Source organism: Citrobacter sedlakii (assembly GCF_018128425.1).
Lineage (GTDB): Bacteria > Pseudomonadota > Gammaproteobacteria > Enterobacterales > Enterobacteriaceae > Citrobacter_A > Citrobacter_A sedlakii.
Genome location: NZ_CP071070.1, coordinates 2,142,870 through 2,167,341, shown reverse-complemented (window position 1 = coordinate 2,167,341; position 24,472 = coordinate 2,142,870). Strand labels below are relative to the sequence as shown.

The 24,472-nt window shown below is 53.8% G+C and carries 23 protein-coding genes, 1 pseudogene and 1 other annotated feature; of the genes and pseudogenes, 17 read left to right on the top strand and 7 right to left on the bottom strand.

Annotation, left to right across the window (positions count from 1 at the left end):
* Positions 1–276 precede the first annotated feature (276 nt).
* Positions 277–1,251: an HTH-type transcriptional regulator CysB gene (gene cysB, locus JY391_RS10365; protein WP_042283442.1), complete on the bottom strand. Its 975-nt coding sequence runs from the start codon at positions 1,249–1,251 to the stop codon at positions 277–279.
* 300 nt (positions 1,252–1,551) lie between these two features.
* Positions 1,552–4,149, bottom strand: coding sequence for a type I DNA topoisomerase (gene topA / locus JY391_RS10360; RefSeq protein WP_181823096.1), 2,598 nt, complete (start codon positions 4,147–4,149; stop codon positions 1,552–1,554).
* Positions 4,150–4,544: 395 nt separating this feature from the next.
* Here topA and JY391_RS10355 point away from each other — a divergent pair, with 395 nt between their 5' ends.
* On the top strand, positions 4,545–4,796 hold the full coding sequence (locus JY391_RS10355) for a YciN family protein (protein ID WP_042283446.1): 252 nt from the start codon (positions 4,545–4,547) through the stop codon (positions 4,794–4,796).
* Between the two features lie 76 nt (positions 4,797–4,872).
* On the opposite strand, the gene sohB is transcribed toward JY391_RS10355, so the two are convergent.
* Entirely contained in the window at positions 4,873–5,919 is a 1,047-nt protein-coding gene (sohB, locus tag JY391_RS10350; protein WP_211935686.1) for a protease SohB, read from the bottom strand.
* A gap of 214 nt (positions 5,920–6,133) precedes the next feature.
* On the opposite strand from sohB, the gene JY391_RS10345 reads away from it, so the two are divergent.
* Positions 6,134–6,895, top strand: coding sequence for a YciK family oxidoreductase (locus JY391_RS10345; RefSeq protein ID WP_060571297.1), 762 nt, complete (start codon positions 6,134–6,136; stop codon positions 6,893–6,895).
* Positions 6,892–7,482 (top strand): cob(I)yrinic acid a,c-diamide adenosyltransferase, encoded by a 591-nt coding sequence (gene cobO / locus JY391_RS10340; RefSeq protein ID WP_211935685.1) that lies wholly within the window; start codon positions 6,892–6,894, stop codon positions 7,480–7,482. The genes JY391_RS10345 and cobO overlap by 4 nt, the downstream gene beginning before the upstream one ends.
* A 51-nt stretch (positions 7,483–7,533) precedes the next feature.
* Here the strand turns inward: cobO and rluB are convergent, their stop codons facing one another.
* The 3 genes from rluB to rnm all read right to left on the bottom strand — a co-directional run bounded on the left by rluB (position 7,534) and on the right by rnm (position 10,008).
* The gene (gene rluB / locus JY391_RS10335) at positions 7,534–8,409 is read right to left on the bottom strand and encodes a 23S rRNA pseudouridine(2605) synthase RluB (protein WP_042283455.1); all 876 of its coding nucleotides are present in this window, start codon (positions 8,407–8,409) and stop codon (positions 7,534–7,536) included.
* Positions 8,410–8,509: 100 nt separating this feature from the next.
* Entirely contained in the window at positions 8,510–9,130 is a 621-nt protein-coding gene (locus JY391_RS10330; RefSeq protein ID WP_042283457.1) for an L-threonylcarbamoyladenylate synthase, read from the bottom strand.
* Entirely contained in the window at positions 9,127–10,008 is an 882-nt protein-coding gene (gene rnm / locus JY391_RS10325; protein WP_211935684.1) for an RNase RNM, read from the bottom strand. The genes JY391_RS10330 and rnm overlap by 4 nt, the downstream gene beginning before the upstream one ends.
* Positions 10,009–10,146: 138 nt before the next feature.
* Between rnm and trpL the strand changes: the two genes are divergently transcribed.
* The 10 genes from trpL (at position 10,147) to JY391_RS10275 (ending at position 19,615) form a co-directional block, all read left to right on the top strand.
* The gene (gene trpL, locus JY391_RS23985; protein ID WP_120714939.1) at positions 10,147–10,191 is read left to right on the top strand and encodes a trp operon leader peptide; all 45 of its coding nucleotides are present in this window, start codon (positions 10,147–10,149) and stop codon (positions 10,189–10,191) included.
* Positions 10,168–10,262: a sequence feature (Trp leader region), on the top strand. Its footprint overlaps the gene before it by 24 nt.
* Before the next feature lie 23 nt (positions 10,263–10,285).
* A complete protein-coding gene (trpE, locus tag JY391_RS10315) occupies positions 10,286–11,848 on the top strand; it encodes an anthranilate synthase component I (RefSeq protein WP_211935683.1) in 1,563 nt (520 codons plus the stop codon).
* The gene (gene trpD / locus JY391_RS10310; protein ID WP_042283463.1) at positions 11,848–13,443 is read left to right on the top strand and encodes a bifunctional anthranilate synthase glutamate amidotransferase component TrpG/anthranilate phosphoribosyltransferase TrpD; all 1,596 of its coding nucleotides are present in this window, start codon (positions 11,848–11,850) and stop codon (positions 13,441–13,443) included. The genes trpE and trpD overlap by 1 nt, the downstream gene beginning before the upstream one ends.
* A 3-nt stretch (positions 13,444–13,446) precedes the next feature.
* The gene (trpCF, locus tag JY391_RS10305; protein WP_211935791.1) at positions 13,447–14,805 is read left to right on the top strand and encodes a bifunctional indole-3-glycerol-phosphate synthase TrpC/phosphoribosylanthranilate isomerase TrpF; all 1,359 of its coding nucleotides are present in this window, start codon (positions 13,447–13,449) and stop codon (positions 14,803–14,805) included.
* Positions 14,806–14,815: 10 nt separating this feature from the next.
* Positions 14,816–16,009: a tryptophan synthase subunit beta gene (trpB, locus tag JY391_RS10300; RefSeq protein WP_211935682.1), complete on the top strand. Its 1,194-nt coding sequence runs from the start codon at positions 14,816–14,818 to the stop codon at positions 16,007–16,009.
* A complete protein-coding gene (trpA, locus tag JY391_RS10295) occupies positions 16,009–16,815 on the top strand; it encodes a tryptophan synthase subunit alpha (RefSeq protein ID WP_211935681.1) in 807 nt (268 codons plus the stop codon). Before trpB ends, trpA begins: the two co-directional genes overlap by 1 nt.
* A gap of 568 nt (positions 16,816–17,383) precedes the next feature.
* Positions 17,384–17,566, top strand: a complete 183-nt coding sequence (locus JY391_RS10290; protein ID WP_042283472.1) for a con-10 family general stress protein — start codon at positions 17,384–17,386, stop codon at positions 17,564–17,566.
* 83 nt (positions 17,567–17,649) lie between these two features.
* Entirely contained in the window at positions 17,650–18,150 is a 501-nt protein-coding gene (locus tag JY391_RS10285) for a YciE/YciF ferroxidase family protein (protein ID WP_211935680.1), read from the top strand.
* Positions 18,151–18,210: 60 nt separating this feature from the next.
* Positions 18,211–18,717, top strand: coding sequence for a ferritin-like domain-containing protein (locus JY391_RS10280; RefSeq protein WP_205612090.1), 507 nt, complete (start codon positions 18,211–18,213; stop codon positions 18,715–18,717).
* Positions 18,718–18,736: 19 nt separating this feature from the next.
* The gene (locus JY391_RS10275) at positions 18,737–19,615 is read left to right on the top strand and encodes a manganese catalase family protein (protein WP_042283479.1); all 879 of its coding nucleotides are present in this window, start codon (positions 18,737–18,739) and stop codon (positions 19,613–19,615) included.
* A 72-nt stretch (positions 19,616–19,687) separates the two neighbouring features.
* Here the strand turns inward: JY391_RS10275 and ompW are convergent, their stop codons facing one another.
* Positions 19,688–20,326, bottom strand: coding sequence for an outer membrane protein OmpW (gene ompW, locus JY391_RS10270; RefSeq protein WP_181823091.1), 639 nt, complete (start codon positions 20,324–20,326; stop codon positions 19,688–19,690).
* Between the two features lie 234 nt (positions 20,327–20,560).
* On the opposite strand from ompW, the pseudogene JY391_RS10265 reads away from it, so the two are divergent.
* From JY391_RS10265 to JY391_RS10250, 4 genes and pseudogenes are all read left to right on the top strand, one after another.
* A pseudogene (locus JY391_RS10265) lies at positions 20,561–20,638 on the top strand (YkgJ family cysteine cluster protein); the annotation flags it as partial.
* Positions 20,639–20,666: 28 nt separating this feature from the next.
* Positions 20,667–21,410, top strand: a complete 744-nt coding sequence (locus JY391_RS10260; RefSeq protein ID WP_042283485.1) for a YciC family protein — start codon at positions 20,667–20,669, stop codon at positions 21,408–21,410.
* Between the two features lie 55 nt (positions 21,411–21,465).
* A complete protein-coding gene (locus JY391_RS10255; protein ID WP_042283489.1) occupies positions 21,466–22,005 on the top strand; it encodes a septation protein A in 540 nt (179 codons plus the stop codon).
* 200 nt (positions 22,006–22,205) lie between these two features.
* On the top strand, positions 22,206–24,392 hold the full coding sequence (locus JY391_RS10250; RefSeq protein WP_211935679.1) for a TonB-dependent siderophore receptor: 2,187 nt from the start codon (positions 22,206–22,208) through the stop codon (positions 24,390–24,392).
* Positions 24,393–24,472: the final 80 nt, after the last annotated feature.

Here is a 24,472-nt window from a genome sequence, read left to right as displayed (position 1 = left end):
ATCATCAGATGAGACAAATCCTAATCAAACTTTAGTCAAAAATCCAGTGAATTTACGAATCGTTTGTCGTGAATAAATCAATCTTTTGATCAAAAATAAATAATTGAAATACGAAGTTTGCGGGGCGGGTAATAAGACACTACTTTATGAGGCATTAACCCTGGCAATACCAGGGTTAATAATTCCCGAAATTAAGAATAAAAGAAAAATGTGATTTAATTAAAACTTTCGCTGTTTCTTGCTGATAAAAAATCCCGAAACCAATATCCCGTTTGATTACTTTTCCGGCAGCTTTATATCTTTAAACATGGCTTCAATCTCTTCATTCGAACGTAATGCCACCGCGGTATCAACGACATCACGCGTCAGGTGCGGCGCAAAGCGTTGAATGAAATCATACATGTAACTGCGCAGGAAGGTGCTGCGACGGAAACCGATCTTTGTCGTGCTGTGGCTAAAGACATCATGCGCATCGACGCGCACGAGATCCGGGTCGGAAACCGGATCCACCGCCATGCTGGCAATCACCCCAACGCCCAGCCCCAGACGAACGTAGGTTTTAATGACGTCGGCATCGGTGGCAGTAAAGACGATCCGCGGCGTCAGCCCCGCCCGGTTAAATGCGGTATCCAGCTCGGAGCGTCCGGTAAAGCCGAAGGTATAGGTGACAAGCGGATACTGCGCCAGCTCTTCAATCGAGACCGAGGCTTTATTCGCCAGCGGGTGTTCAGGCGTCACCACAATCGAACGGTTCCAGTGATAGCAAGGCAGCATCACCAGATCGTCATACAGATGGAGGGCTTCGGTAGCGATGGCGAAATCGGCGTTACCTTTAGAGACGGCTTCCGCAATCTGAGTCGGCGATCCCTGATGCATATGCAGCGATACGCGTGGATAACGCTCGATAAACCCTTTTATCACCCCGGGTAGCGCGTAGCGTGCCTGGGTATGGGTGGTGGCGATATAGAGCGAGCCTTTATCCGGCCAGGTATGTTCACCGGCAACCGACTTGATGGCGTCAACCTTCGAGAGCACTTCACGTGCGATGCGGATAATTTCCTGCCCCGCTGGCGTCACCTGGGTCAGATGCTTGCCGCTACGGGCAAAAATCTGGATGCCCAGCTCGTCTTCCAGCATCCGCACCTGCTTACTGATACCCGGTTGTGAAGTATAAAGTCCTTCCGCAGTTGAAGAGACGTTCAGGTTGTGATTAACCACCTCAACAATGTAGCGAAGCTGCTGTAATTTCATGTTAAACCATCCAGATTAGCGCCATCAGGTCATCGTCTTTACGCAGCGACACGCACTGCTAATACGATTTAATAATAAAAAAGCCGTTAACTATAACCACTATATCATTTATAGCATTGGTGTATAGACAGGAAGAAAAATTAATAAGAAAGGAATAAAAAAACAGGGTCGCAAACACGACCCTGTTAGAGATGGCTGTCCAGGCGGTTTATCCGTTGCGCAGCTGCGTAACAGACCTGTGGAACGTGACCCGCTTGCAGGCCCGGTAAACAGCAGCGCTACCGGGCAATTAACAGGGAATTACTTCTTCCCTTCAACCCATTTACCGTCAACGAAGAACGCAGACCAGCCGGTCGCCTTCCCGTCTTTTTCCGCCGCAACATACTGCTGCCTGGTTTTGCGGCTAAAGCGTACCAGCGTTTTGTTGCCTTCCGGATCCTGCTGCGGCGCGTCGGCCAGATAGCGAAGTTTTTCCGGCAGGCGATCGCGGAAACGATACAACTCTTCCACCAGCGGCGCGCGCGTTTCGCGGGATTTCGGGAACGTATTGGCAGCAAGGAAAACCCCGGCCGCGCCGTCACGCAACACAAAATACGCATCCGACTTTTCACACGGTAGTTCAGGCAGCGGAACCGGATCTTCTTTCGGCGGCGCCACTTCACCATTACGCAGAATTTTACGCGTATTCTTACACTCATCGTTGGTGCAAGCCATGTACTTACCAAAACGCCCCATCTTCAGGTGCATTTCGGAACCACATTTCTCACACTCGACGATCGGGCCGTCATAGCCTTTGATGCGGAACTCGCCCTCTTCAATCTCATAGCCGTCGCAGGTCGGGTTATTACCGCAGACGTGCAGCTTACGCTTCGGATCGATCAGGTAGCTGTCCATCGCCGTGCCGCACTTCTTACAGCGACGTTTGGCGCGTAACGCATTCGTTTCCGCGTCGTCGCCTTCCAGCACGTTCAGCACTTCGTTTTCCGGCACCAGGTTAATGGTCGTTTTGCAGCGCTCTTTCGGTGACAGCGCGTAACCGGAGCAGCCGAGGAACACGCCAGTACTGGCCGTACGGATCCCCATTTTGCGGCCACAGGTCGGGCAGTCGATGCTGGTCAACACCATCTGGTTCGGACGCATACCCCCTTCTTCCGGATCTTTCTCCGCTTTGTCTAACTGCTGAGTAAAATCACTGAAGAAGTGGTCCAGCACCGCTTTCCATTCCGCTTCATGGTTAGCCACCTGATCCAGGCTGTCTTCCATTTGCGCGGTAAAGTCGTAGTTCATCAGTTCGCGGAAGTTTTCTTCCAGACGATCGGTAACGATTTCACCCATTTTTTCCGCGTAGAAACGGCGGTTTTCAACGCGCACATAGCCGCGATCCTGAATGGTTGAAATGATTGACGCATACGTAGAAGGACGACCAATACCGCGTTTTTCCAGCTCTTTAACCAACGAGGCTTCGCTAAAGCGGGCCGGTGGCTTAGTAAAATGCTGTGCCGGAACCAGTTCAACCAGAGACAATTCGTCACCTTTGTTCACCGCTGGCAACGTACGGTCTTCATCACCTTTACGCAGCGCCGGCATCACTTTTGTCCAGCCGTCGAAGCGCAGGATACGTCCACGCGCTTTCAGGCGGAAGTCACCGGCGCCGACGGTCAGCGTGGTGGAATCATACTGGGCTGGCGTCATTTGACAGGCGACAAACTGACGCCAGATCAGCTGATACAGCTTCTGCGCGTCAGATTCCATATCCTTCAGCGTGTCGGCCAGAACCGACACATCGGAAGGACGAATCGCTTCATGCGCTTCCTGTGAGTTTTCTTTACTGGCGTACTGATTCGGTTTCTCAGGCAGATATTTGTTGCCAAAGTTGTCGCTGATATAACCGCGAACCATGTTCACCGCGTCCTGGCTCAGGTTGGTAGAGTCAGTACGCATGTAGGTGATGTAACCGGCTTCATACAGGCGCTGGGCCATCATCATGGTTTTCTTCACCCCAAAGCCCAGACGGGTACTTGCCGCCTGTTGCAGGGTGGAGGTGATAAACGGCGCGCCGGGTTTACTGCTGGTCGGTTTGTCTTCACGTTCGAGAACGGTATAACGCGCTTTTTCCAGCAGGCTAACCGCGGCATGCGTCTGCTCACGGTTAACCGGGCGGAATGGTTTGTCGCTCTGGTGAGTCACCTGTAACGGTAGCGCATCGCCGGATGGCGTGTTGGTATTGGCGTCGATCTCCCAGAACTCTTCCGGAACAAACGCTTTGATTTCGCGTTCACGCTCGACAACCAGACGCACTGCGACAGACTGTACGCGACCGGCAGAAAGGCCGCGGGCGATCTTTTTCCACAACAGCGGGGACACCATATACCCCACCACGCGGTCCATAAAGCGACGCGCCTGCTGGGCGTTAACACGATCGATATTCAGTTCGCCGGGCTTCTCAAACGCCTGACGAATCGCATTTTTGGTAATTTCGTTAAACACCACGCGACTGTAGCGCGCGTCGTCGCCACCGATAACTTCCCGCAGGTGCCAGGCAATGGCTTCCCCTTCGCGGTCAAGGTCGGTTGCGAGATAGATGTGGTCGGCTTTTTCAGCCAGTTGTTTTAATTCAGAGACGACCTTCTCTTTACCAGGCAGCACTTCGTAATGCGCGTCCCAGTTGTGCCACGGGTCAACGCCCATGCGATTGACGAGCGCGCCACGTTCATCCTTTTTAGGCTTCTTAGCCGTTTTGGTGGAGGTAGAGTCGGCGCTCTTTTTAGCTGCTGAGCCACTGGTCGGCAAATCACGGATATGACCCACGCTGGACTTAACCACGTAGTCACTACCCAGATACTTGTTGATCGTTTTGGCTTTTGCCGGGGACTCAACGATGACAAGAGCTTTACCCATATTCACCTTTACCTAATTTGATTCTTCCAGGAATGCGTCGCACGTTGATTCACCTTCCACTGGCGACGAGACACGGATATGGTCCCTGCGTCTGCGGATATCAACCCCTTGTACTGACTCTGTGCACTAAATAGTCAGGTGACTGAGTTAACAGGTTTTTTCGCACATAAGCGCTATAGCACGACGGAATTTCGGTCGAATGTCAAGCAAATCTGTTGCCAGATTGACGAAAGCGTCACACTGTACCTGATAAAATTCGTTACGCAACTTTATTAGCATGCAAAACCAAAACTCGCCAGTCAGCGAAGGTTGACAAGACCCTGGACTTTATCAGCGAATATTTGCCCATAAGCGGCGCCCGGCGTAGACTAATGTTCTTGTTTAAGGAGTAAAAAATGCATAAAGAGACGCAACCGATCGATCGCGAAACGCTGCTGAAAGAAGCCAATAAAATCATTCGTGAGCATGAGGACACGCTGGCGGGGATTGAAGCCACCGGCGTAACGCAGCGAAATGGCGTGTTAGTCTTCAGCGGGGAGTATTTTTTAGACGAACAAGGCTTACCGACGCCGAAAAGCACCGCCGTGTTTAATATGTTTAAACATCTGGCCCATGTGCTTTCTGAGAAATATCACCTGATTGATTAACCCTGGCGCAGTGCGACCGGTTGGCGCTGCGCATATCGCCATTCAGGGCGAAACAGCGCCAGCCGGTACGGGATGTTTACATCAGAGGTTTTTGTCCGCGCTGCCACCAGCGCATCAGTAAGCGGTCAGCGCTTTCCGCCGCGCTGCCGGTGAAACGGTCCATTAGCTTTTTGCGTTGCAGATAGCGCACGTACAGCACGTCGCGTCCTTCCATCAGGTTCAGGATCACGTCATCGCTGGTATTGATTTCATCAATAAGCCCCTTCTCCAGCGCCTGCTCACCGTACCAGTGCTCTCCGGTGGCCACCTGTTCAATGTCCAGAGTCGGACGCATACGATGGACAAACACCTTAAACAACTGGTGTGTTTCGTTTAAGTCTTCACGGAATTTCTGTCGCCCTTCTTCGGTGTTTTCTCCTAACAGCGTCAGGGTGCGCTTATATTGCCCCGCGGTGTGCAGTTCAATATCAATGTCTTTGCTTTTCAGAAAACGGTTGAAGTTAGGGATCTGCGCGACCACCCCAATAGATCCTATGATGGCAAACGGCGCAGAGACGATCCTGTCCGCCACGCAGGCCATCATATAGCCGCCGCTTGCTGCCACTTTGTCGACCGCAATCGTCAACGGGATGTTTTTATCGCGCAAGCGCTGTAATTGCGACGCGGCCAGGCCGTAGCCGTGCACCACGCCGCCAGGGCTTTCCAGGCGCAAAACCACCTGATCCTGCGGTTTTACCACTGCCAGCACCGCCGTCACCTCTTCACGCAAGGCGTTAACTTCGTGAGCATCCATACTGCCTTTGAAATCAAGCACCCAGACGCGCGGCTTGTCGGTGTCCCGCGTTTCGCCTTGTTTTGCTCTCGCCTTTGCCGCTTTCGCTTCCTGCTTGCGCTTTTTCTTTTGCGCTTTATGCCACAGCTTTTGCTGATGACCGTCGAGCAGCGCCATCGCCAGGTCATCCCTCATCTCCTGATACTGCTCGCTGAGATTGGTCACCCGCAATTCGCCACGCTGACGTTTGCGCTGGGCAACGTTCACAATAATGGCGGCAATAGCGGCGACAGCAACAACAATGGTGATGATTTTGGCAAGAAATAGCCCATATTCAGACAACAATTCCACACGACCCACCTTGGTTAAATAACTTTGCTTCGGCTCAGTGTACAACAGGCGTCATGCGTCGTCTCGTTGGATGTCGCGAGGGAAAAAAGTATGACAAAGTGTTCATTTTAAGGCGTTATCGCCCCAGGCTGATTGAATTATGGCGGAGATTCAGGCATAAACCCGAAAAGTCAACGAGAAGCAGAGCGGCCACGCATGTCGCCGAGGAGTAGCCATGCATTATCAACCCAAACACGATCTTCTTCAGGGCCGCATTATTCTGGTCACCGGGGCCAGCGATGGCATTGGCCGTGAAGCCGCCCTGACCTACGCCCGTTTCGGCGCAAGCGTTATCCTGCTTGGCCGCAATGAGGAGAAATTACGCCACGTCGCAGGCCTGATTGCCACTGAAACGGGCAGCCAGCCGCAGTGGTTCACGCTCGATCTGTTAACCTGTACCGCCGCAGACTGTCACCAGCTTGCACAGCGCATTGCCGGACAGTATCCGCGACTGGATGGTGTGCTGCATAACGCGGGATTGTTGGGAGACATCTGTCCCATGAGCGAACAGGACCCACAGGTCTGGCAGCAGGTTATGCAGGTCAATGTCAACGCGACGTTTATGCTCACCCAGGCGTTGCTTCCTTTATTACTCAAGTCGGATTCCGGATCGCTGGTTTTCACCTCTTCCAGCGTGGGCCGCCAGGGACGAGCGAACTGGGGGGCCTATGCCACGTCCAAATTCGCCACCGAAGGGATGATGCAGGTGCTGGCTGATGAATATCAAAACCGTTCCCTGCGCGTTAACTGCATCAATCCTGGCGGTACCCGCACCGGCATGCGCGCCAGCGCTTTCCCGACGGAAGATCCGCAAAAACTCAAAACTCCCGCCGACATTATGCCGCTGTATTTGTGGCTGATGGGCGACGACAGCCGTCGTAAAACCGGCATGACCTTCGACGCCCAACCGGGCCGTAAACCAGGAATCGCGCAATGAGTGAAGAACGCTATCAGCAGCGCCAGCAGCGGGTAAAAGACAAAGTTGACGCCCGCGTCGCCCAGGCGCAGGAAGAGCGCGGCATTATTATCGTGTTTACCGGTAATGGTAAGGGGAAAACCACTGCCGCGTTCGGTACGGCAACCCGCGCCGTCGGGCATGGTAAAAAGGTGGGCGTCGTACAGTTTATCAAAGGCACCTGGCCGAACGGCGAACGTAACCTGCTTGAACCTCATGGCGTCGAGTTTCAGGTGATGGCGACCGGGTTTACCTGGGAAACGCAAAACCGCGAATCAGATACCGCCGCCTGTCTGGCGGTATGGGAACACGGTAAGCGAATGCTGGCGGACCCTACGCTGGATATGGTAGTTCTCGACGAGCTGACCTATATGGTGGCCTATGATTATCTACCACTGGATGAGGTGATTACGGCGCTGAATGACCGACCCCATCAGCAGACGGTGATCATTACCGGGCGCGGCTGTCATCGGGATATTCTCGAACTGGCCGATACCGTCAGCGAACTCCGTCCGGTGAAGCATGCCTTCGAAGCGGGCGTCAAAGCTCAGACGGGTATTGATTACTAGGTAAAGGAACCGGAAGGCGACGTAGACGCCCTCCGGCATAGCGACAGGCAATCAGCCGTTATTGTTCCGTCCACCTGAACGACGACCGCCGCTCATTTGGCTATGACGCTTCACCGCACGACGAATCTGATTGGCCTTCATGCGACGACGGTCTTTTTCTACCGCCACTTTTGAAGTGGTTTCCGGCGGCAGTTCTACCAGCTCACGCAGATAGTTTGTTTGCGCCAGATCCAGCTCGGTCCAGCCGCCACGCGGCAGGCCTTTTGGCAGCGGAATATCGCCGTAGCGTACGCGGATAAGACGGCTTACCTGCACACCCACCGCTTCCCACAGGCGGCGCACTTCACGGTTGCGTCCTTCAGTCAGGGTGACGTTATACCACTGGTTAATGCCTTCGCCCCCGCTGAACTTGATGGTTTTGAACGCTGCCGGACCGTCTTCCAACTGAACGCCGCGGCTGAGATCGCGAATTTTCGCGTCATCGATCTGGCCAAAGACGCGGACCGCATATTCACGCTCGACTTCACGGCTCGGGTGCATCAAACGGTTCGCCAGTTCACCGTCGGTCGTAAACAGCAGCAAACCGCAGGTGTTCACGTCCAGTCGTCCTACCGCAATCCAGCGCGCGCCGCGCAGCTTGGGTAAACGGTCGAACACGGTCGGACGCCCTTCCGGATCGTTGCGGGTACAGAGTTCGCCTTCCGGCTTGTAGTAAGCCAGCACACGGCAGATTTGTTCCGCGGACTCTTTTACCGAAATCAGGTGCCCATCGATACGGATCTTCAAACCCGGGGTGACGTCAACACGATCGCCAAGCGTCGCGATCTTGCCGTCAACACTCACGCGGCCTGCTTCGATAATGGATTCGATTTCACGGCGAGAGCCGTGGCCGGCGCGCGCCAGCACTTTTTGTAACTTTTCGCTCATAGAGCTTCCTTCAGGTGTCGCCTTCACAGGCGTCGAACAGGAGAATTAACGGCGCCGTTAAGCGCCATTTAAAGGCCGCGTAGTATACAGACTTGCGACCTTATAAGAAAGGTTTAACGTCTCCAACCCCTTCACGCAACACCACGGGCGCATCGTCGGTTAAATCAATCACCGTGGTCGGCTGCTGTCCCAGATAACCGCCGTGAATAATCAGGTCCACCTGTTTTTCGAGGCGGTCTTTGATCTCTTCCGGATCGGACTCGGTAAATTCGCTGCCAGGCAGCATCAACGAGGTAGAGAGCATCGGCTCGCCGAGCGCCTCCAGCAGCTCAAGTGCGATGGGGTTCGACGGCACGCGCAAACCGATGGTTTTGCGTTTTTCCTGCAGCAGGCGCCGCGGCACCTCTTTCGTTCCTTTCAGAATAAAGGTGTAGTTCCCCGGCGTGTTGTTCTTGATCAGGCGAAACGCCACGTTATCGACAAACGAATAGGTCGACAATTCCGACAGGTCGCGACACATCAGAGTAAAGTTATGGCCGTCCGGCAGCTGGCGAATTCGGCAAATGCGCTCCATCGCCCCTTTGTCTTCAATTTTACAACCAAGCGCGTAGCCGGAATCGGTAGGATAAACAATCACCCCGCCTTTGCGGACAATTTCAACGGCCTGATTAATCAGGCGCTGCTGCGGGTTATCAGGATGAATATAAAAAAACTGACTCATACTTCCCTCACTGTGGTGTTCTGTGGCTGTTCCCACAACTGCCAGACGCCTTCCACGCCAGCCGGCAGCCAGAGCTTACGTCCCAGCTCTATCCACGGGCACGGCTGATGAAAATCAGACCCTTGCGATGCCCATAGCTGATGCTGACGGGCAAGGGTGGCCAGTTGCGTTCGCTCGTTGGGAGACTGCTGGCATTGCGCAACCTCCATCGCGTCGCCGCGATGGCCAGCAAAATGCGCCATCAGTCTTTTCAGCCACTTGGCGCTAAGGTTATACCGCCCCGGATGAGCCAGCACCGCCTTACCGCCGGAATGATGAATGACATCAATAGCTTGTTCTATTGTACACCACTGCGGCGGAACGTATCCGGTTTTCCCTCGCGCAAGATACTTTTTGAAGACATCGGCCATGGTCGTCGCTTTGCCGCACTCCACGAGGAAGCGGGCAAAATGCCCCCGTGTCACCGCGCCACCGTCAGCAAGGCGCAGCGCCCCTTCCCATGCGCAGGGAATGTGGGCTTTCTCCAGACGCTCGGCAATGCGCTTTGCCCGCTGCTGACGGCGTTCGGTTTGTTCCGCCAGAAACGCGCACATCGCCGGGTGGGCGATGTCAATATTCAGGCCAACAATATGGATCTCATGATTCTCCCACAGCGTGGAGATCTCAACGCCGGGGATCAGGGTCAGCGGCAGGGCTGATCGTGAAATTTCTTCGCTTGCCGCCGGGATCGCGGCTGTGGTGTCATGGTCGGTAATCGCCAGCGTGCCAACGCGCATCTCGACAGCCCGGTGGACTAATTCTTCCGGCGTCAATCGTCCGTCGGACGCCGTGGTATGGCTGTGCAGATCGTAAATCACTGCGTAATTCGTGTCGCTCAAGGCGAACTCCCGTCTTCATATAAATGGACTTGCCTGCGCATCATAACGGTTTCAGCAAATTAACTGAAATCAGGTATTGACAATATGCCATCGAACTAGTTAACTAGTACGAAAGTTCACTTAGAAAAGGGTATCACAATGCAAGCATGCTTCATTCTTCACGGTTGGTGGCGCACTTCCTGACTTCGGGCAGTGTACTTGTGCATGCTAACCGCACCCAGATACCCGGCCCGCCTGCAAGCGGGCTTTTTTTTGAGCAAAATTAATGAGAACAACAATGCAGACATCAAAACCTACCCTTGAGCTGATTACCTGCGACGCCGCGTACCGCGAGAACCCCACGGCGTTGTTTCATCAGGTTTGCGGCAACCGGCCAGCGACGCTGCTGCTGGAGTCCGCGGATATTGACAGCAAAAACGATTTAAAAAGCCTGCTACTGGTTGACAGCGCGCTACGCATCACCGCAATGGGTGACACTGTCACGTTACAGGCGTTATCCGCGAACGGCGCCGCGTTGCTGAACCTGATGGATACCGCCCTGCCCGCAGGCGTGGAGAATGCCCCGCTGCCGGATGGCCGCCTGCTTCGCTTCCCTTCCGTCAGTCCCTTACTCGATGAAGACGCCAGGCTGTGCTCACTGTCGGTCTTTGACGCGTTTCGCATTCTGCAGACGCTGGTGACCGTTCCGGCAGAAGAACGCGAAGCCATGTTCTTCGGCGGCCTCTTTGCTTACGATCTGGTCGCGGGGTTTGAAGATTTACCGCAGCTTGAGGCAAATAACCGCTGCCCGGACTACTGCTTCTATCTGGCGGAAACATTAATGGTGATCGACCATCAGAAAAAGAGCACCCGCATTCAGGCCAGCCTGTTCACCTGCGATGACAACGAACGGCAGCGGCTTAACGCGCGTCTGGCGCATCTGAGCCAGCAGCTCAACGAACCCGCGCCGCCGTTACCGGTGGTCTCCGTGGCGCAAATGCGCTGCGAGTGTAATCAGAGCGATGAAGAATTTGGCGCCGTGGTGCGCACGATGCAAAAAGCCATTCGCGCTGGCGAAATTTTCCAGGTCGTGCCCTCCCGTCGTTTTTCGCTGCCCTGCCCGTCGCCGCTGGCAGCCTACTACGTGCTGAAGAAAAGCAACCCCAGCCCGTATATGTTCTTTATGCAGGACAATGATTTCACCCTGTTTGGCGCCTCACCTGAAAGCTCACTGAAATATGACGCTACCAGTCGTCAGATTGAAATTTACCCGATTGCCGGTACACGTCCGCGTGGCCGTCGCGCCGACGGTTCGCTGGACCGCGACCTCGACAGCCGTATTGAGCTTGAAATGCGCACCGATCATAAAGAGCTTTCCGAACACCTGATGCTGGTGGATCTGGCGCGTAATGACCTCGCTCGCATTTGTACGCCGGGCAGCCGCTATGTTGCCGACCTGACTAAAGTCGATCGCTATTCATACGTGATGCACCTGGTTTCCCGCGTCGTCGGCGAGCTACGCCGCGATCTCGACGTGCTGCATGCCTATCGTGCCTGTATGAACATGGGCACCCTGAGCGGCGCGCCGAAGGTACGGGCCATGCAGCTGATTGCCGACGCCGAGGGACAGCGACGCGGCAGCTACGGCGGCGCCGTAGGCTATTTTACGGCTCACGGCGATCTGGATACCTGCATCGTGATTCGTTCGGCCCTGGTTGAAGACGGGATCGCCACCGTGCAGACGGGTGCCGGCATCGTGCTGGATTCGGTTCCGCAGTCTGAAGCCGATGAAACCCGTAATAAAGCGCGCGCGGTTCTGCGTGCCATCGCGACCGCGCATCACGCACAGGAGACGTTCTGATGGCTGATATTCTGCTGCTCGATAACATTGATTCATTTACCTATAACCTGGCAGATCAGCTGCGTACCAACGGCCATAACGTAGTGATTTACCGTAACCATATCCCGGCTCAGACCCTGATTGACCGCCTCGCCACCATGAAAAATCCGGTGCTGATGCTCTCTCCGGGGCCGGGTGCGCCGAGCGAAGCGGGCTGCATGCCAGAACTGCTGACGCGTCTGCGCGGTAAACTGCCGATCATTGGCATCTGCCTTGGGCATCAGGCGATTGTGGAAGCCTACGGCGGCTATGTCGGTCAGGCCGGTGAGATTCTTCACGGTAAAGCGTCGAGCATTGAGCACGACGGGCAGGCAATGTTTGCCGGTCTGAGCAACCCGCTGCCAGTGGCGCGCTACCATTCGCTGGTGGGCAGTAATGTCCCGGCGGGGCTGACCATTAACGCGCATTTTAACGGCATGGTGATGGCGGTCCGTCACGATGCTGACCGGGTCTGCGGTTTTCAGTTCCACCCGGAGTCGATCCTCACCACCCAGGGCGCGTTGCTGCTCGAGCAAACGCTGGCCTGGGCGCAACAGAAGCTGGAGCCAACCAATACGCTGCAGCCTGTTCTGGAAAAACTGTATCAGGCGCAAACCCTGAGCCAGCAGGAAAGCCATCAGCTTTTCTCTGCGGTCGTCCGCGGTGAACTGAAACCAGAACAGCTGGCGGCGGCGCTGGTCAGCATGAAAATTCGCGGCGAACATCCGCTGGAGATTGCCGGCGCGGCCACAGCCCTGCTGGAAAACGCCGCCCCGTTCCCACGCCCGAACTATCCGTTCGCGGATATCGTGGGGACCGGCGGCGACGGTAGCAACAGCATTAATATTTCTACAGCCAGCGCGTTTGTCGCGGCGGCGTGTGGCCTGAAAGTCGCTAAACACGGCAACCGCAGCGTATCCAGTAAATCCGGGTCGTCGGATCTGCTGGCCGCCTTCGGCATCAACCTCGACATGAATGCCGACAAATCGCGTCAGGCGCTGGACGAGCTCGGTGTCTGCTTTCTGTTCGCGCCGAAATACCACACCGGTTTCCGCCATGCAATGCCGGTACGCCAGCAGTTGAAAACCCGTACGCTGTTTAACGTGCTCGGCCCGCTGATTAACCCGGCGCATCCGCCCCTGGCGCTGATCGGCGTCTACAGCGCGGAACTGGTGCTGCCGATCGCCGAAACGCTGCGCGTGTTGGGTTATCAGCGCGCGGCGGTGGTGCACAGCGGCGGCATGGACGAAGTATCCCTGCATGCGCCGACGATCGTGGCGGAACTCCATGACGGCGAAATCAAAAGTTATCAGCTCACCGCGGAAGACTTCGGCCTGACGCCGTACCATCAGGAACAACTGGCGGGGGGGACGCCGGAAGAAAACCGTGACATTCTGACACGCTTGCTACAAGGTAAAGGCGAAGCCGCGCACGAGGCTGCTGTCGCCGCAAATGTCGCGATGCTGATGCGACTGCATGGTGAAGAAGATCTGAAAGCTAATGCGCAAACTGTCCTGGACGTTCTGCGCAGTGGTTCCGCTTATGACCGAGTCACCGCACTGGCGGCAAGAGGGTAAATGATGCAAACCGTTTTAGCGAAAATCGTCGCAGACAAGGCGATTTGGGTAGAAGCCCGCAAACAACAACAGCCGCTGGATACATTCCAACAGGATGTCCAGCCGAGCACGCGTCATTTCTACGACGCGTTACAGGGGGCGCGCACAGCCTTTATTCTGGAATGTAAAAAGGCCTCTCCGTCGAAGGGCATGATCCGCGACGATTTTGATCCGGCGCGCATTGCCGATGTGTACAGGCACTATGCGTCGGCGATTTCCGTCCTCACTGACGAGAAATATTTCCAGGGCAGCTTCGATTTCCTGCCGCTCGTCAGCCAGGTCGCGCCGCAGCCGATTCTGTGCAAAGACTTTATCATCGATCCGTACCAGATCTACCTTGCGCGCCACTATCAGGCCGACGCCTGCCTGCTGATGCTGTCGGTACTCGATGATGAACAGTATCGCCAGCTTGCCGCCGTCGCCCACAGCCTGAAAATGGGGGTGCTGACGGAAGTGAGCAACGAAGAAGAGCTGGAGCGCGCCATTGCGCTCGGGGCGAAAGTGGTCGGCATTAATAACCGCGATCTGCGCGATCTGTCGATTGATTTAAACCGTACCCGCCAGCTTGCGCCGAAACTGGGTCACGGCGTGACGGTCATCAGCGAATCGGGTATCAACACCTACGGTCAGGTCCGCGAGCTCAGCCACTTTGCTAACGGTTTTCTGATTGGCTCTGCGTTAATGGCATATGACGATCTCAACGCCGCTGTGCGTCGCGTCCTGCTGGGGGAAAATAAAGTCTGCGGGCTGACGCGCCCGGAAGATGCGAAAACGGCTTATGAGTCGGGCGCGATCTACGGCGGGCTGATTTTCGTTCCTACCTCTCCCCGCTTCGTCACCGACGAACAGGCACAGCAGGTGAAAGCCGCCGCGCCGTTGCAGTATGTGGGCGTGTTCCGCAACGCTGAAATCGCCGACGTTTGCGACAAAGCGAGTCGACTGATGCTCGCTGCCGTCCAGTTGCATGGCGGCGAAGACCAGGCTTACGTTGATGCGCTACGCGCCGCGCTGCCTGCACAGGTGCAGATCTGGAAGGCGCTGAGCGTTGGCGAAACGCTCCCGGCGCGGGATTATCGGTCTGTCGACAAATACGTGCTGGATAACGGCCAGGGCGGCAGCGGCCAGCGTTTCGACTGGTCGCTATTGCAGGGACAGGCGCTGGATAACGTTCTGTTAGCAGGTGGGCTTGGTGCAGATAACTGCGTCGAGGCCGCGAAAGCCGGCTGCGCCGGTCTCGATTTCAATTCAGGTGTAGAGTCACAGCCGGGCATTAAAGATGCACGCCTTCTGGCATCGGTATTTTCGACACTGCGCGCATATTAAGGAAAAGGACATGACAACATTACTTAATCCCTATTTTGGTGAATTTGGCGGCATGTATGTGCCGCAGATACTGATGCCCGCGCTGCGCCAACTGGAAGAGGCGTTCGTCAGCGCGCAGAAAGACCCGGCGTTTCAGGCCCAGTTTACCGACCTGCTGAAAAACTATGCGGGTCGTCCCACCGCGCTGACGAAGTGCCAGAACATTACGGCGGGCACCCGCACCACGCTGTATCTGAAGCGCGAGGATTTGCTGCACGGCGGCGCGCATAAAACCAACCAGGTATTAGGCCAGGCGCTACTGGCAAAGCGAATGGGCAAAACCGAGATCATCGCGGAAACCGGCGCCGGACAGCATGGCGTTGCGTCGGCGCTGGCCAGCGCGTTGCTCGGCCTGAAATGCCGTATCTACATGGGCGCGAAGGACGTTGAGCGCCAGTCGCCCAACGTGTTTCGTATGCGTCTGATGGGTGCTGAGGTCATTCCCGTTCACAGCGGTTCCGCGACGCTGAAAGATGCTTGTAATGAGGCGCTGCGCGACTGGTCTGGCAGCTACGAATCCGCCCACTATATGCTCGGCACTGCGGCAGGCCCGCATCCTTTCCCGACCATTGTACGCGAATTCCAGCGCATGATCGGCGAAGAAACCAAAGCGCAGATCCTTGAAAAAGAAGGACGTTTGCCGGACGCCGTTATTGCCTGCGTCGGTGGCGGTTCCAACGCTATCGGGATGTTTGCTGACTTTATTAATGAAACCAGCGTCGGGTTGATTGGCGTTGAACCAGGCGGTCACGGGATAGAAACAGGCGAACATGGCGCCCCGCTTAAGCATGGCCGCGTCGGGATTTACTTCGGTATGAAAGCGCCAATGATGCAGACTGAAGAGGGTCAGATCGAAGAGTCTTACTCAATTTCCGCGGGTCTGGATTTCCCGTCGGTGGGGCCGCAGCACGCTTATCTGAACAGCACCGGGCGTGCCGATTATGTGTCGATTACCGACGACGAAGCGCTGGATGCGTTCAAAACGCTGTGCCGTCATGAAGGGATTATCCCGGCGCTGGAATCCTCCCACGCATTGGCCCATGCGCTGAAAATGATGCATGAGAACCCGGAGAAAGAGCAACTGTTGGTGGTAAACCTCTCCGGACGCGGCGACAAAGACATCTTTACGGTACACGATATTCTGAAAGCGCGAGGGGAAATCTGATGGAACGCTACGAAACGCTGTTTGCACAACTGAACGATCGCAAGGAAGGCGCCTTTGTCCCCTTCGTGACTCTCGGCGACCCCGGCGTGGAACAGTCGCTCAGCATTATCGATGCCCTGATAGAGGCTGGCGCTGACGCGCTGGAGCTGGGGATCCCTTTCTCCGATCCGTTAGCCGATGGCCCGACTATTCAGAGCGCTACCCTGCGCGCTTTTGCCGCAGGCGTTACGCCAGGCCAGTGTTTTGAGATGCTGGCGGCCATTCGCGCTAAGCATCCAACGATCCCCATTGGTCTGCTTATGTACGCGAATCTGGTATTCAGTAAGGGCATTGATGAATTTTACGCGCAGTGTGAAAAGGTCGGCGTGGATTCGGTACTGGTTGCCGATGTGCCGGTGGAAGAATCCGCCCCCTTCCGTCAGGCTGCGCTACGCCACAATGTCGCGCCAATTTTCATCTGCCCGCCCAATGCGGACGATGACCTGCTGCGCCAGATTGCCTCCTACGGTCGCGCCTACACTTACCTGGTGTCTCGCGCAGGGGTGACCGGGGCCGAGAACCGGGCGGCGCTGCCATTGCACCATCTGGTTGAAAAGCTGAAGGAATATCACGCAGCGCCTTCCCTGCAAGGTTTCGGTATCTCGGCGCCGGAACAAGTATCCGCCGCCATTGACGCCGGTGCGGCAGGTGCGATATCGGGTTCAGCGATTGTAAAAATCATCGAGAAAAATATCGACACTCCTGAGCAGATGCTCAGCGAACTAAAAACCTTCGTCAGCGATATGAAAGCGGCCACCCGCCGTTAACACATCGCAGGCCGCCAGATTCATGCTGGCGGCCAGCTCCGTTGCGTGACGTCAACGTACTCAAGCCATGAATAGGTTTCCATAACTTTTCCTTCAGTCTGCTGTAATAGCAGGATTTTTTGGTTGTTTACGCCTCCCGTCTGCTGCCTACAGCCGCGTTTATACGACCTACACCCTCAAAAAATCTGCATCAATAGAAAATTTTCCTTCATGGAATTTGAACACCCACGGTTTGCCAGGATTAATCCTAAAGCCTTTAGCCCAGTCAACGCTTAAACGTCAGTTTGCCGCAGTTAACGTAAGTTTATGTCAGCATTACGTTTATCATTAACATAACCACACATTATGGTAACGTAAGTTATTAGTTGAAAGGTTAACGATATGTCGCTAAGCCACTCATTTTTAACGGGCTACTATTAAATAATTAATATCGCAGCAAAATTATTTTCACCGCAACCAGAACAGCCGCTTAAATTTGACTATCTGCTGATAGCGACTAATTTTAGAAGGGTGACGACAACGGTCACAAATTAACATTTATATATATTAACGAAACAGGAGAAATAACATGGCCGAACATCGTGGTGGTTCAGGAAATTTCGCCGAAGATCGTGAAAAAGCATCAGAAGCAGGCCGCAAAGGCGGTCAGCATAGCGGCGGGAATTTTAAAAATGACCCGCAACGTGCTTCTGAAGCAGGTAAAAAAGGTGGCCAGAATAGCCACGGCGGAAATAAATCCGACAAATCATGATTTAATTGTTTCCACAACAACATGATTTCTCGAAGCATGCTGCGAGTCTTCGGGCTCGCAGTATTAATCTCAGGAGAATACCAATGAATATGAAGACTTTTGAAGACGTTTTTATCCATCTACTTTCAGACACCTACAGCGCAGAAAAACAATTGACTCGTGCTCTGTCGAAATTATCCAGAGCCGCCTCTAACGAAAAATTAATCCAGGCGTTTCAGGCTCACCTTGAAGAAACGCAGGGTCAGATTGAGCGTATCGATCAGGTCGTTGAATCTGAAGCCGGTATTAAAGTGAAGCGCATGAAGTGCGTGGCGATGGAAGGCCTGATTGAAGAAGCGAATGAGGTCATTGAAAGCACTGAGAAAAACGAAGTGCGTGACGCCGCCCTGATTGCTGCTGCGCAAAAAGTTGAACACTACGAAATTGCGAGCTACGGCACTCTGGTAACGCTTGCCGAACAGCTGGGCTATACCAAAGCCGTCAAACTGCTTAAAGAAACGCTGGAAGAAGAAAAAGCCACTGATTTAAAACTTACCGATTTAGCAATTGGTAATGTGAATAAAAAAGCCGGAAATAAATCCTGATAATTTTATTTCCTGTTTTTAACCCACGCTGCTTTTAATTATTTTCTGAGGACATAACCAATGAATGCGATTGAACATTATCATGACTGGCTTCGTGACGCCCATGCTATGGAAAAACAAGCCGAATCGATGCTCGAATCAATGGCGAGCCGCATCGATAATTACCCTGACTTGCGTGCAAGAATTGAACAACATATTAGCGAAACCAAGCATCAAATTACGGTTCTTGAAGGTATTCTCGACCGCAATAATATTTCCCGTTCTGTTATAAAAGATTCAATGAGTAAAATGGCCGCGCTTGGTCAATCTATCGGCGGTATGTTCCCTTCCGACGAGATCGTGAAAGGGTCAATTAGCGGCTACGTTTTTGAGCAATTCGAAATTGCCTGCTATACCTCCCTGCTCGCAGCTGCGCAAAAAGCAGGCGATACCGCGTCTGTTCCTGCCATTGAATCCATCCTTAATGAGGAAAAACAAATGGCTGACTGGCTGATTAAACATATTCCTGACACAACAGAACAATTCCTGCTGCGCTCTGAAGCAGACGGCGTAGAAGCGAAAAAATAAATTATTATCAGGAGGCAGAATGTTTCGACACGTTAAACAACTTCAATATACGGTGCGAGTCAGTGAGCCTAATCCTGGTTTAGCAAATCTTTTGCTGGAGCAATTTGGCGGCCCTCAGGGCGAACTGGCTGCTGCATGTCGTTACTTTACCCAAGGGCTGGGTGATGATGATGCAGGACGCAAAGAGATGCTGATGGACATAGCGACCGAGGAACTGAGCCATCTGGAAATCATCGGTTCTCTGGTAGGCATGCTGAATAAAGGCGCAAAGGGCGCGCTGGCTGAAGGTACGGAAAACGAAGCCGAGCTGTATCGTTCCCTTACCGCTAACGGCAACGATAGCCACATTACTTCCCTGCTCTATGGCGGCGGCCCTGCCCTGACCAACTCCGCAGGCGTGCCGTGGACAGCGGCTTATATCGACACAATCGGCGAAGTGACCGCCGATCTGCGATCCAACATCGCCGCTGAAGCACGGGCAAAAATTATTTACGAGCGGCTGATTAACGTCACAGACGATCCCGGCGTTAAAGACGCGCTGGCGTTTCTGATGACCCGTGAAGCTGCGCACCAGTTGTCGTTTGAAAAGGCGCTGTACTCAATTCGCAATAACTTCCCGCCGGGTAAATTGCCGCCTGTCGAGCAGTACACCAACGTGTACTACAACATGTCTCAGGGCGACGATCCGCGCGGTAGCTGGAACAGTGACGAGAACTTTGAATATGTTGCCGAACCGATGCCAGCCGTTGACGGCGGTGACGGTCTGGCTACCGTCAAACTGACGAAACAGCAGCAAACGCTGTTAAAAGCGATGGCGGAAAGAACCAAGTCCGATCCGTCGGCTGACCCGCTCACCGGTGCAGAACTCGGTCAAGGCGAGCCGCAGGAAAAGCAGTAATAGCGTGAAGAAATAATTCCGTGTGTGTCATGTCCTTATTGACCCCGTAAATACGGGGTCTTTTTTATGGCATCAGAAACGATAACCGGCGGAGAACATAAATACCCACGGGTCGAGACGAATGTCATCATGCTGTTTGACACCGGCGAGCTTATAGTCTGCGGTAGTATCGATGTCCATATACCAGACGGACATGTTAATTAGCCAGTCACGGTTGATGAGATAATCCATCCCAACCTGCCCCGCCGCGCCCCAGGAATCTTTCAGGCTAAGATCGGAAACCCCGGTATTTTTCCCATTTTCATTGACGTCATTATCAAAGAAGGTTGTGTAGTTTACGCCTACCCCGACATAAGGACGCAGCTTGCTGCTGGAATCGCCAAAATACCATTGCGCCATCAGTGTTGGCGGTAGGTGGTGCACGGTCGCGATATCGCCGGTTGCTTTGGTTCCGACTTTATGGCGGAACGGCGTCGCGCCAAGCAGTTCAATACCAATGTTGTCGGTCGCCATATAGGTAAAGGTCAGGCCGAGTTGGGTATCGTTACTGACATTAAAACCGCCCAGATGGCCTAATGTACCGTCTGCGCCTTCTGTCGGGCGAACCGTCGCCGAGCCTGCCCGAATAAAAAACTCGCCAGCTTCATGCGCATAGACGCCGCCAGAGAGAAGTGTACTTACTGCCAACGCCGCCACTGTTAACTTTTTCATATCCGCTCCATCGTTATGGTTATAACTGCGTGACGAATATACCTACATTGGAGTAATAAGTGATCTAACCTGGATCACATTACGTCGTGTAATTTAACATTTATTGATCCAGATTAATTTAGAAGTAGCATTCAAAATCCTGGTTATTGTCATTCAGATCAAATTTGAAATATTTTCATAAAGTGAATATCTTTTGAGCAATCGTCAAAGCCAGCGCCTGTTTATTGCTTCCTGCTTTACAAAGATATGCTTTTCCATACAACCGTTGATGCTGCCACTGCGCCTTTATCCAGGGTACAATTGCCCGCTTAATAACACCTGCAAAACTCAAGGAGAGTGCATGTCTATCACGGCGAAGTCCGTATACCGTGACACCGGGAATTTTTTCCGTAATCAATTTTTAACCATCCTGCTGATCTCGCTGCTGTGCGCGTTTATCACGGTGGTATTAGGGCATGCCTTCTCACCCAGCGATGCGCAAATCGCGCAGTTGAGTGAAGGGGATCATCTGGCCGGGAGCGCTGGCTTGTTCGAGCTGGTGCAAAATATGACGCCAGAGCAGCAGCAGATCCTCCTGCGTGCGTCGGCGGCGTCCACGTTCTCCGGCCTTATCGGTAATGCCGTCCTCGCCGGTGGCGTGTTGTTAATGATCCAGCTCATTTCCGCAGGCCACCGCGTGAGCGCGCTGCGTGCTATTGGCGCCAGCGCGCCGGTGCTGCCAAAGCTGTTCATTCTGATTTTGCTGACCACGCTGCTGGTGCAACTGGGGATTATGCTGATTGTGGTGCCCGGCATTCTGCTGGCCATCGTATTGGCTCTGGCCCCGGTGATGCTGGTGCAGGATAAGATGGGCATATTTGAGGCCATGCGTAACAGCATGCGTCTGGCGTGGGCGAACATGCGACTGGTGGCCCCGGCCGTCATCGGCTGGCTGTTGGCAAAAACGCTGCTGTTGCTGTTCGCATCGAGCTTTGCCGCCTTTGACCCGAACGTTGGCGCGGTGATCGCAAATACGTTGAGCAATCTGATCTCTGCCGTATTGCTCATCTACCTGTTCCGTTTGTATATGTTGATTCGCCAATAACCCCTTACGCGTCGCAGGCCTTTTCGCCCGACGCTTTTGATTACGGAAATGAACAATGAAGCAGTTTCTCGATTTTTTACCGCTGGTGGTCTTCTTTGTTTTTTACAAAGTCTATGACATCTATGCCGCCACCTCCGCGCTGATTGTGGCAACGGCCATCGTGCTTATCTACAGTTGGGTTCGCTACCGCAAGGTAGAGAAAATGGCGCTGATTACTTTTGTTCTGGTCGCCGTGTTTGGTGGGCTGACGATCTTCTTCCATAACGATGAGTTTATTAAGTGGAAAGTCACGGTCATTTATGGCCTGTTTGCCAGCGCGTTGCTTATCAGCCAGTGGGTAATGAAAAAACCGCTGATTCAGCGCATGTTGGGTAAAGAACTGACGCTGCCGCAAGCAGTGTGGTCGAAGCTCAACCTCGCGTGGGCGGTGTTCTTTATTCTGTGCGGCCTCGCGAATATTTATATCGCGTTCTGGCTACCGCAAAATATCTGGGTGAACTTTAAAGTGTTTGGCCTGACCGCGCTGACGCTGATTTTTACCCTGCTCAGCGGCGTCTATATTTATCGCCATATGCCGCAGGAAGACAAATCCTGAACCGCTTTTGATGCCAGGCCTGAAAGCCTGGCTTTTTTTCTTCCCTCCCGGTATCACCTGTTCTGCACTTTTCCTTTGTTATCGATCCATAAATTGGGTGAATCATGAAGATATTGTGGAGATTGCCTTCCCGATATTGTAATGAGAATGCTTATCATTGATATTCCGTATCGCGTTTTTAACAATAGGGATGTCCGTTGATGATTTCGATAATAAAAAGCTCTCCGCGCCCTCTGGCGCTCTTGATTGCCGCAGCATTGAGTGGAAATGCGTTCGCTGCAGACGACGCGATGAATGACGGTGAAACCATGGTCGTTCAGGCCACCGCCGAAGAAGCCCTTAAGCAGCAGCCAGGGGTGTCTGTCATTACCGCCAAAGACATTGAAAAACACCCTCCCGTTAACGATCTCTCCGATATTATTCGCACTATGCCGGGGGTTAACCTTACGGGTAACAGCGCCAGCGGCAGCCGGGGCAATAACCGTCAGATAGACATTCGCGGTATGGGTCCGGAAAACACCCTTATTTTGATTGACGGCGTACCGGTAACGTCCAGAAACTCGGTACGCTATAGCTGGCGCGGCGAGCGGGACACCCGGGGTGATACCAACTGGGTGCCTGCGGAAATGGTTGAGCGCATTGAGGTTCTGCGCGGCCCGGCGGCGGCACGCTACGGCTCTGGCGCCGCTGGCGGCGTGGTGAATATCATCACCAAACAGCCAACAAACGACTGGCACGGCTCGCTTTCTCTCTATACCAACCAGCCCGAGAACAATAAAGAAGGCGCGACCAAGCGCGCAAACTTCAACCTGAGTGGGCCGCTCATTGACGATGTACTGACGATGCGCCTGTACGGAAACATTAACAAAACCGACGCCGACGCCGCGGACATCAATACCCAACAAAACGGCTCCTATGCCGCCGGACGTGAAGGGGTACGCAACAAAGATATTAATGCCCTGCTCTCCTGGAAACTGACGCCGCAGCAGATTGTCGATTTTGACTACAGCTACAGCCGCCAGGGGAATATTTACGCAGGCGACACCCAGTACAGTAACAGCAACGTCAGCCCTAATGGTCTGGTCAACACGCTATACGGTGAAGAAACTAACCGGATGTACCGTCAGTCATGGGGCTTAACCCATAACGGGATCTGGGACTGGGGACAGTCAAAATTCGGCGTCTATTACGAAAAAACCAATAATACGCGGATGCAGGAAGGCTCGACCGGGAAAGTGGAGGGAATGATCAATAATACCGATTACTCCACCAGCCGCCTGGAGTCGTATCGTTCTTCCGGCGAACTGAACGTTCCGGTCTTCTGGCTGGTCGATCAAACCCTGACCGTTGGGGCCGAATGGAGCCGCGATGAACTGAACGATCCGGCATCGATGCAGGCGACCAGCGCATCCGGCGTGCAAATTGGCAATGTCTCCGGCGACGCTTCTGACCGTAGCACGAAAAATAGCGCCACCCTGACCGGTATTTATCTTGAAGATAACATCCAGGCGCGCCCAGGAACGGACATCATCCCGGGGATCCGCTTTGACTATCACAACGACTTCGGCAGTAACTGGAGCCCCAGCCTGAACATGTCCCAGGAGCTTGGCGACATGTTTAAGCTAAAAGCCGGGATTGCGCGGGTCTTCAAAGCGCCAAACCTGTATCAGTCCAGCGAAGGCTATCTGCTGTCCACACGCGGCAACGGCTGCCCGAATAATATCGCCACGGGCAGTTGCTACCTGCTGGGCAACCCGGACCTGGATCCGGAAATCAGCATCAATAAAGAGATCGGTCTTGAATTTAACTATGACGGCTGGGATGCGGGCATAACCTGGTTCCGTAACGACTACAAAAATAAGATTGTTTCGGGAACGGACATCATCGGCTACGCCTCTAACGGCAACAACATTCTGCAGTGGGAAAACGGCGGCAAAGCAATAGTCGAAGGTCTGGAAGGTAACGTGGTGATCCCGCTGCTGCCGGACACCCTGAGCTGGCGCACCAATGCGACCTACATGATCAAATCGGAAAATAAGGACACCGGTAACCCACTGTCGGTTATTCCTAAGTACACGATCAATACCATGCTGGACTGGCAGGTTAACGATAAATTCTCGACAAACCTCCAGTGGACGCAGTATGGCCGTCAGAAACCGCGTGAGTACGCCGAAACGCGTAACGAGACCGGCGCAATGTCGGATAAAGAAATCGGCGCCTACGCGATTGTCGGCATTGGCGCGAATTATCAGATGACAAAGAATCTGCGACTTAATGCGGGCATCAGTAACCTGTTCGATAAGCAGATTTATCGTGAAAACGACGGCGCGTCGACCTACAACGAACCAGGCCGGGCATATTACGCTGGCGTCACCATGTCATTTTAATCTCTCCAACGCCCGCCTCGCGGGCGTTTCCCCTCTGTTATCCATGCGAAAATCATAGTAGCATCGCGGCTGGAATTTTT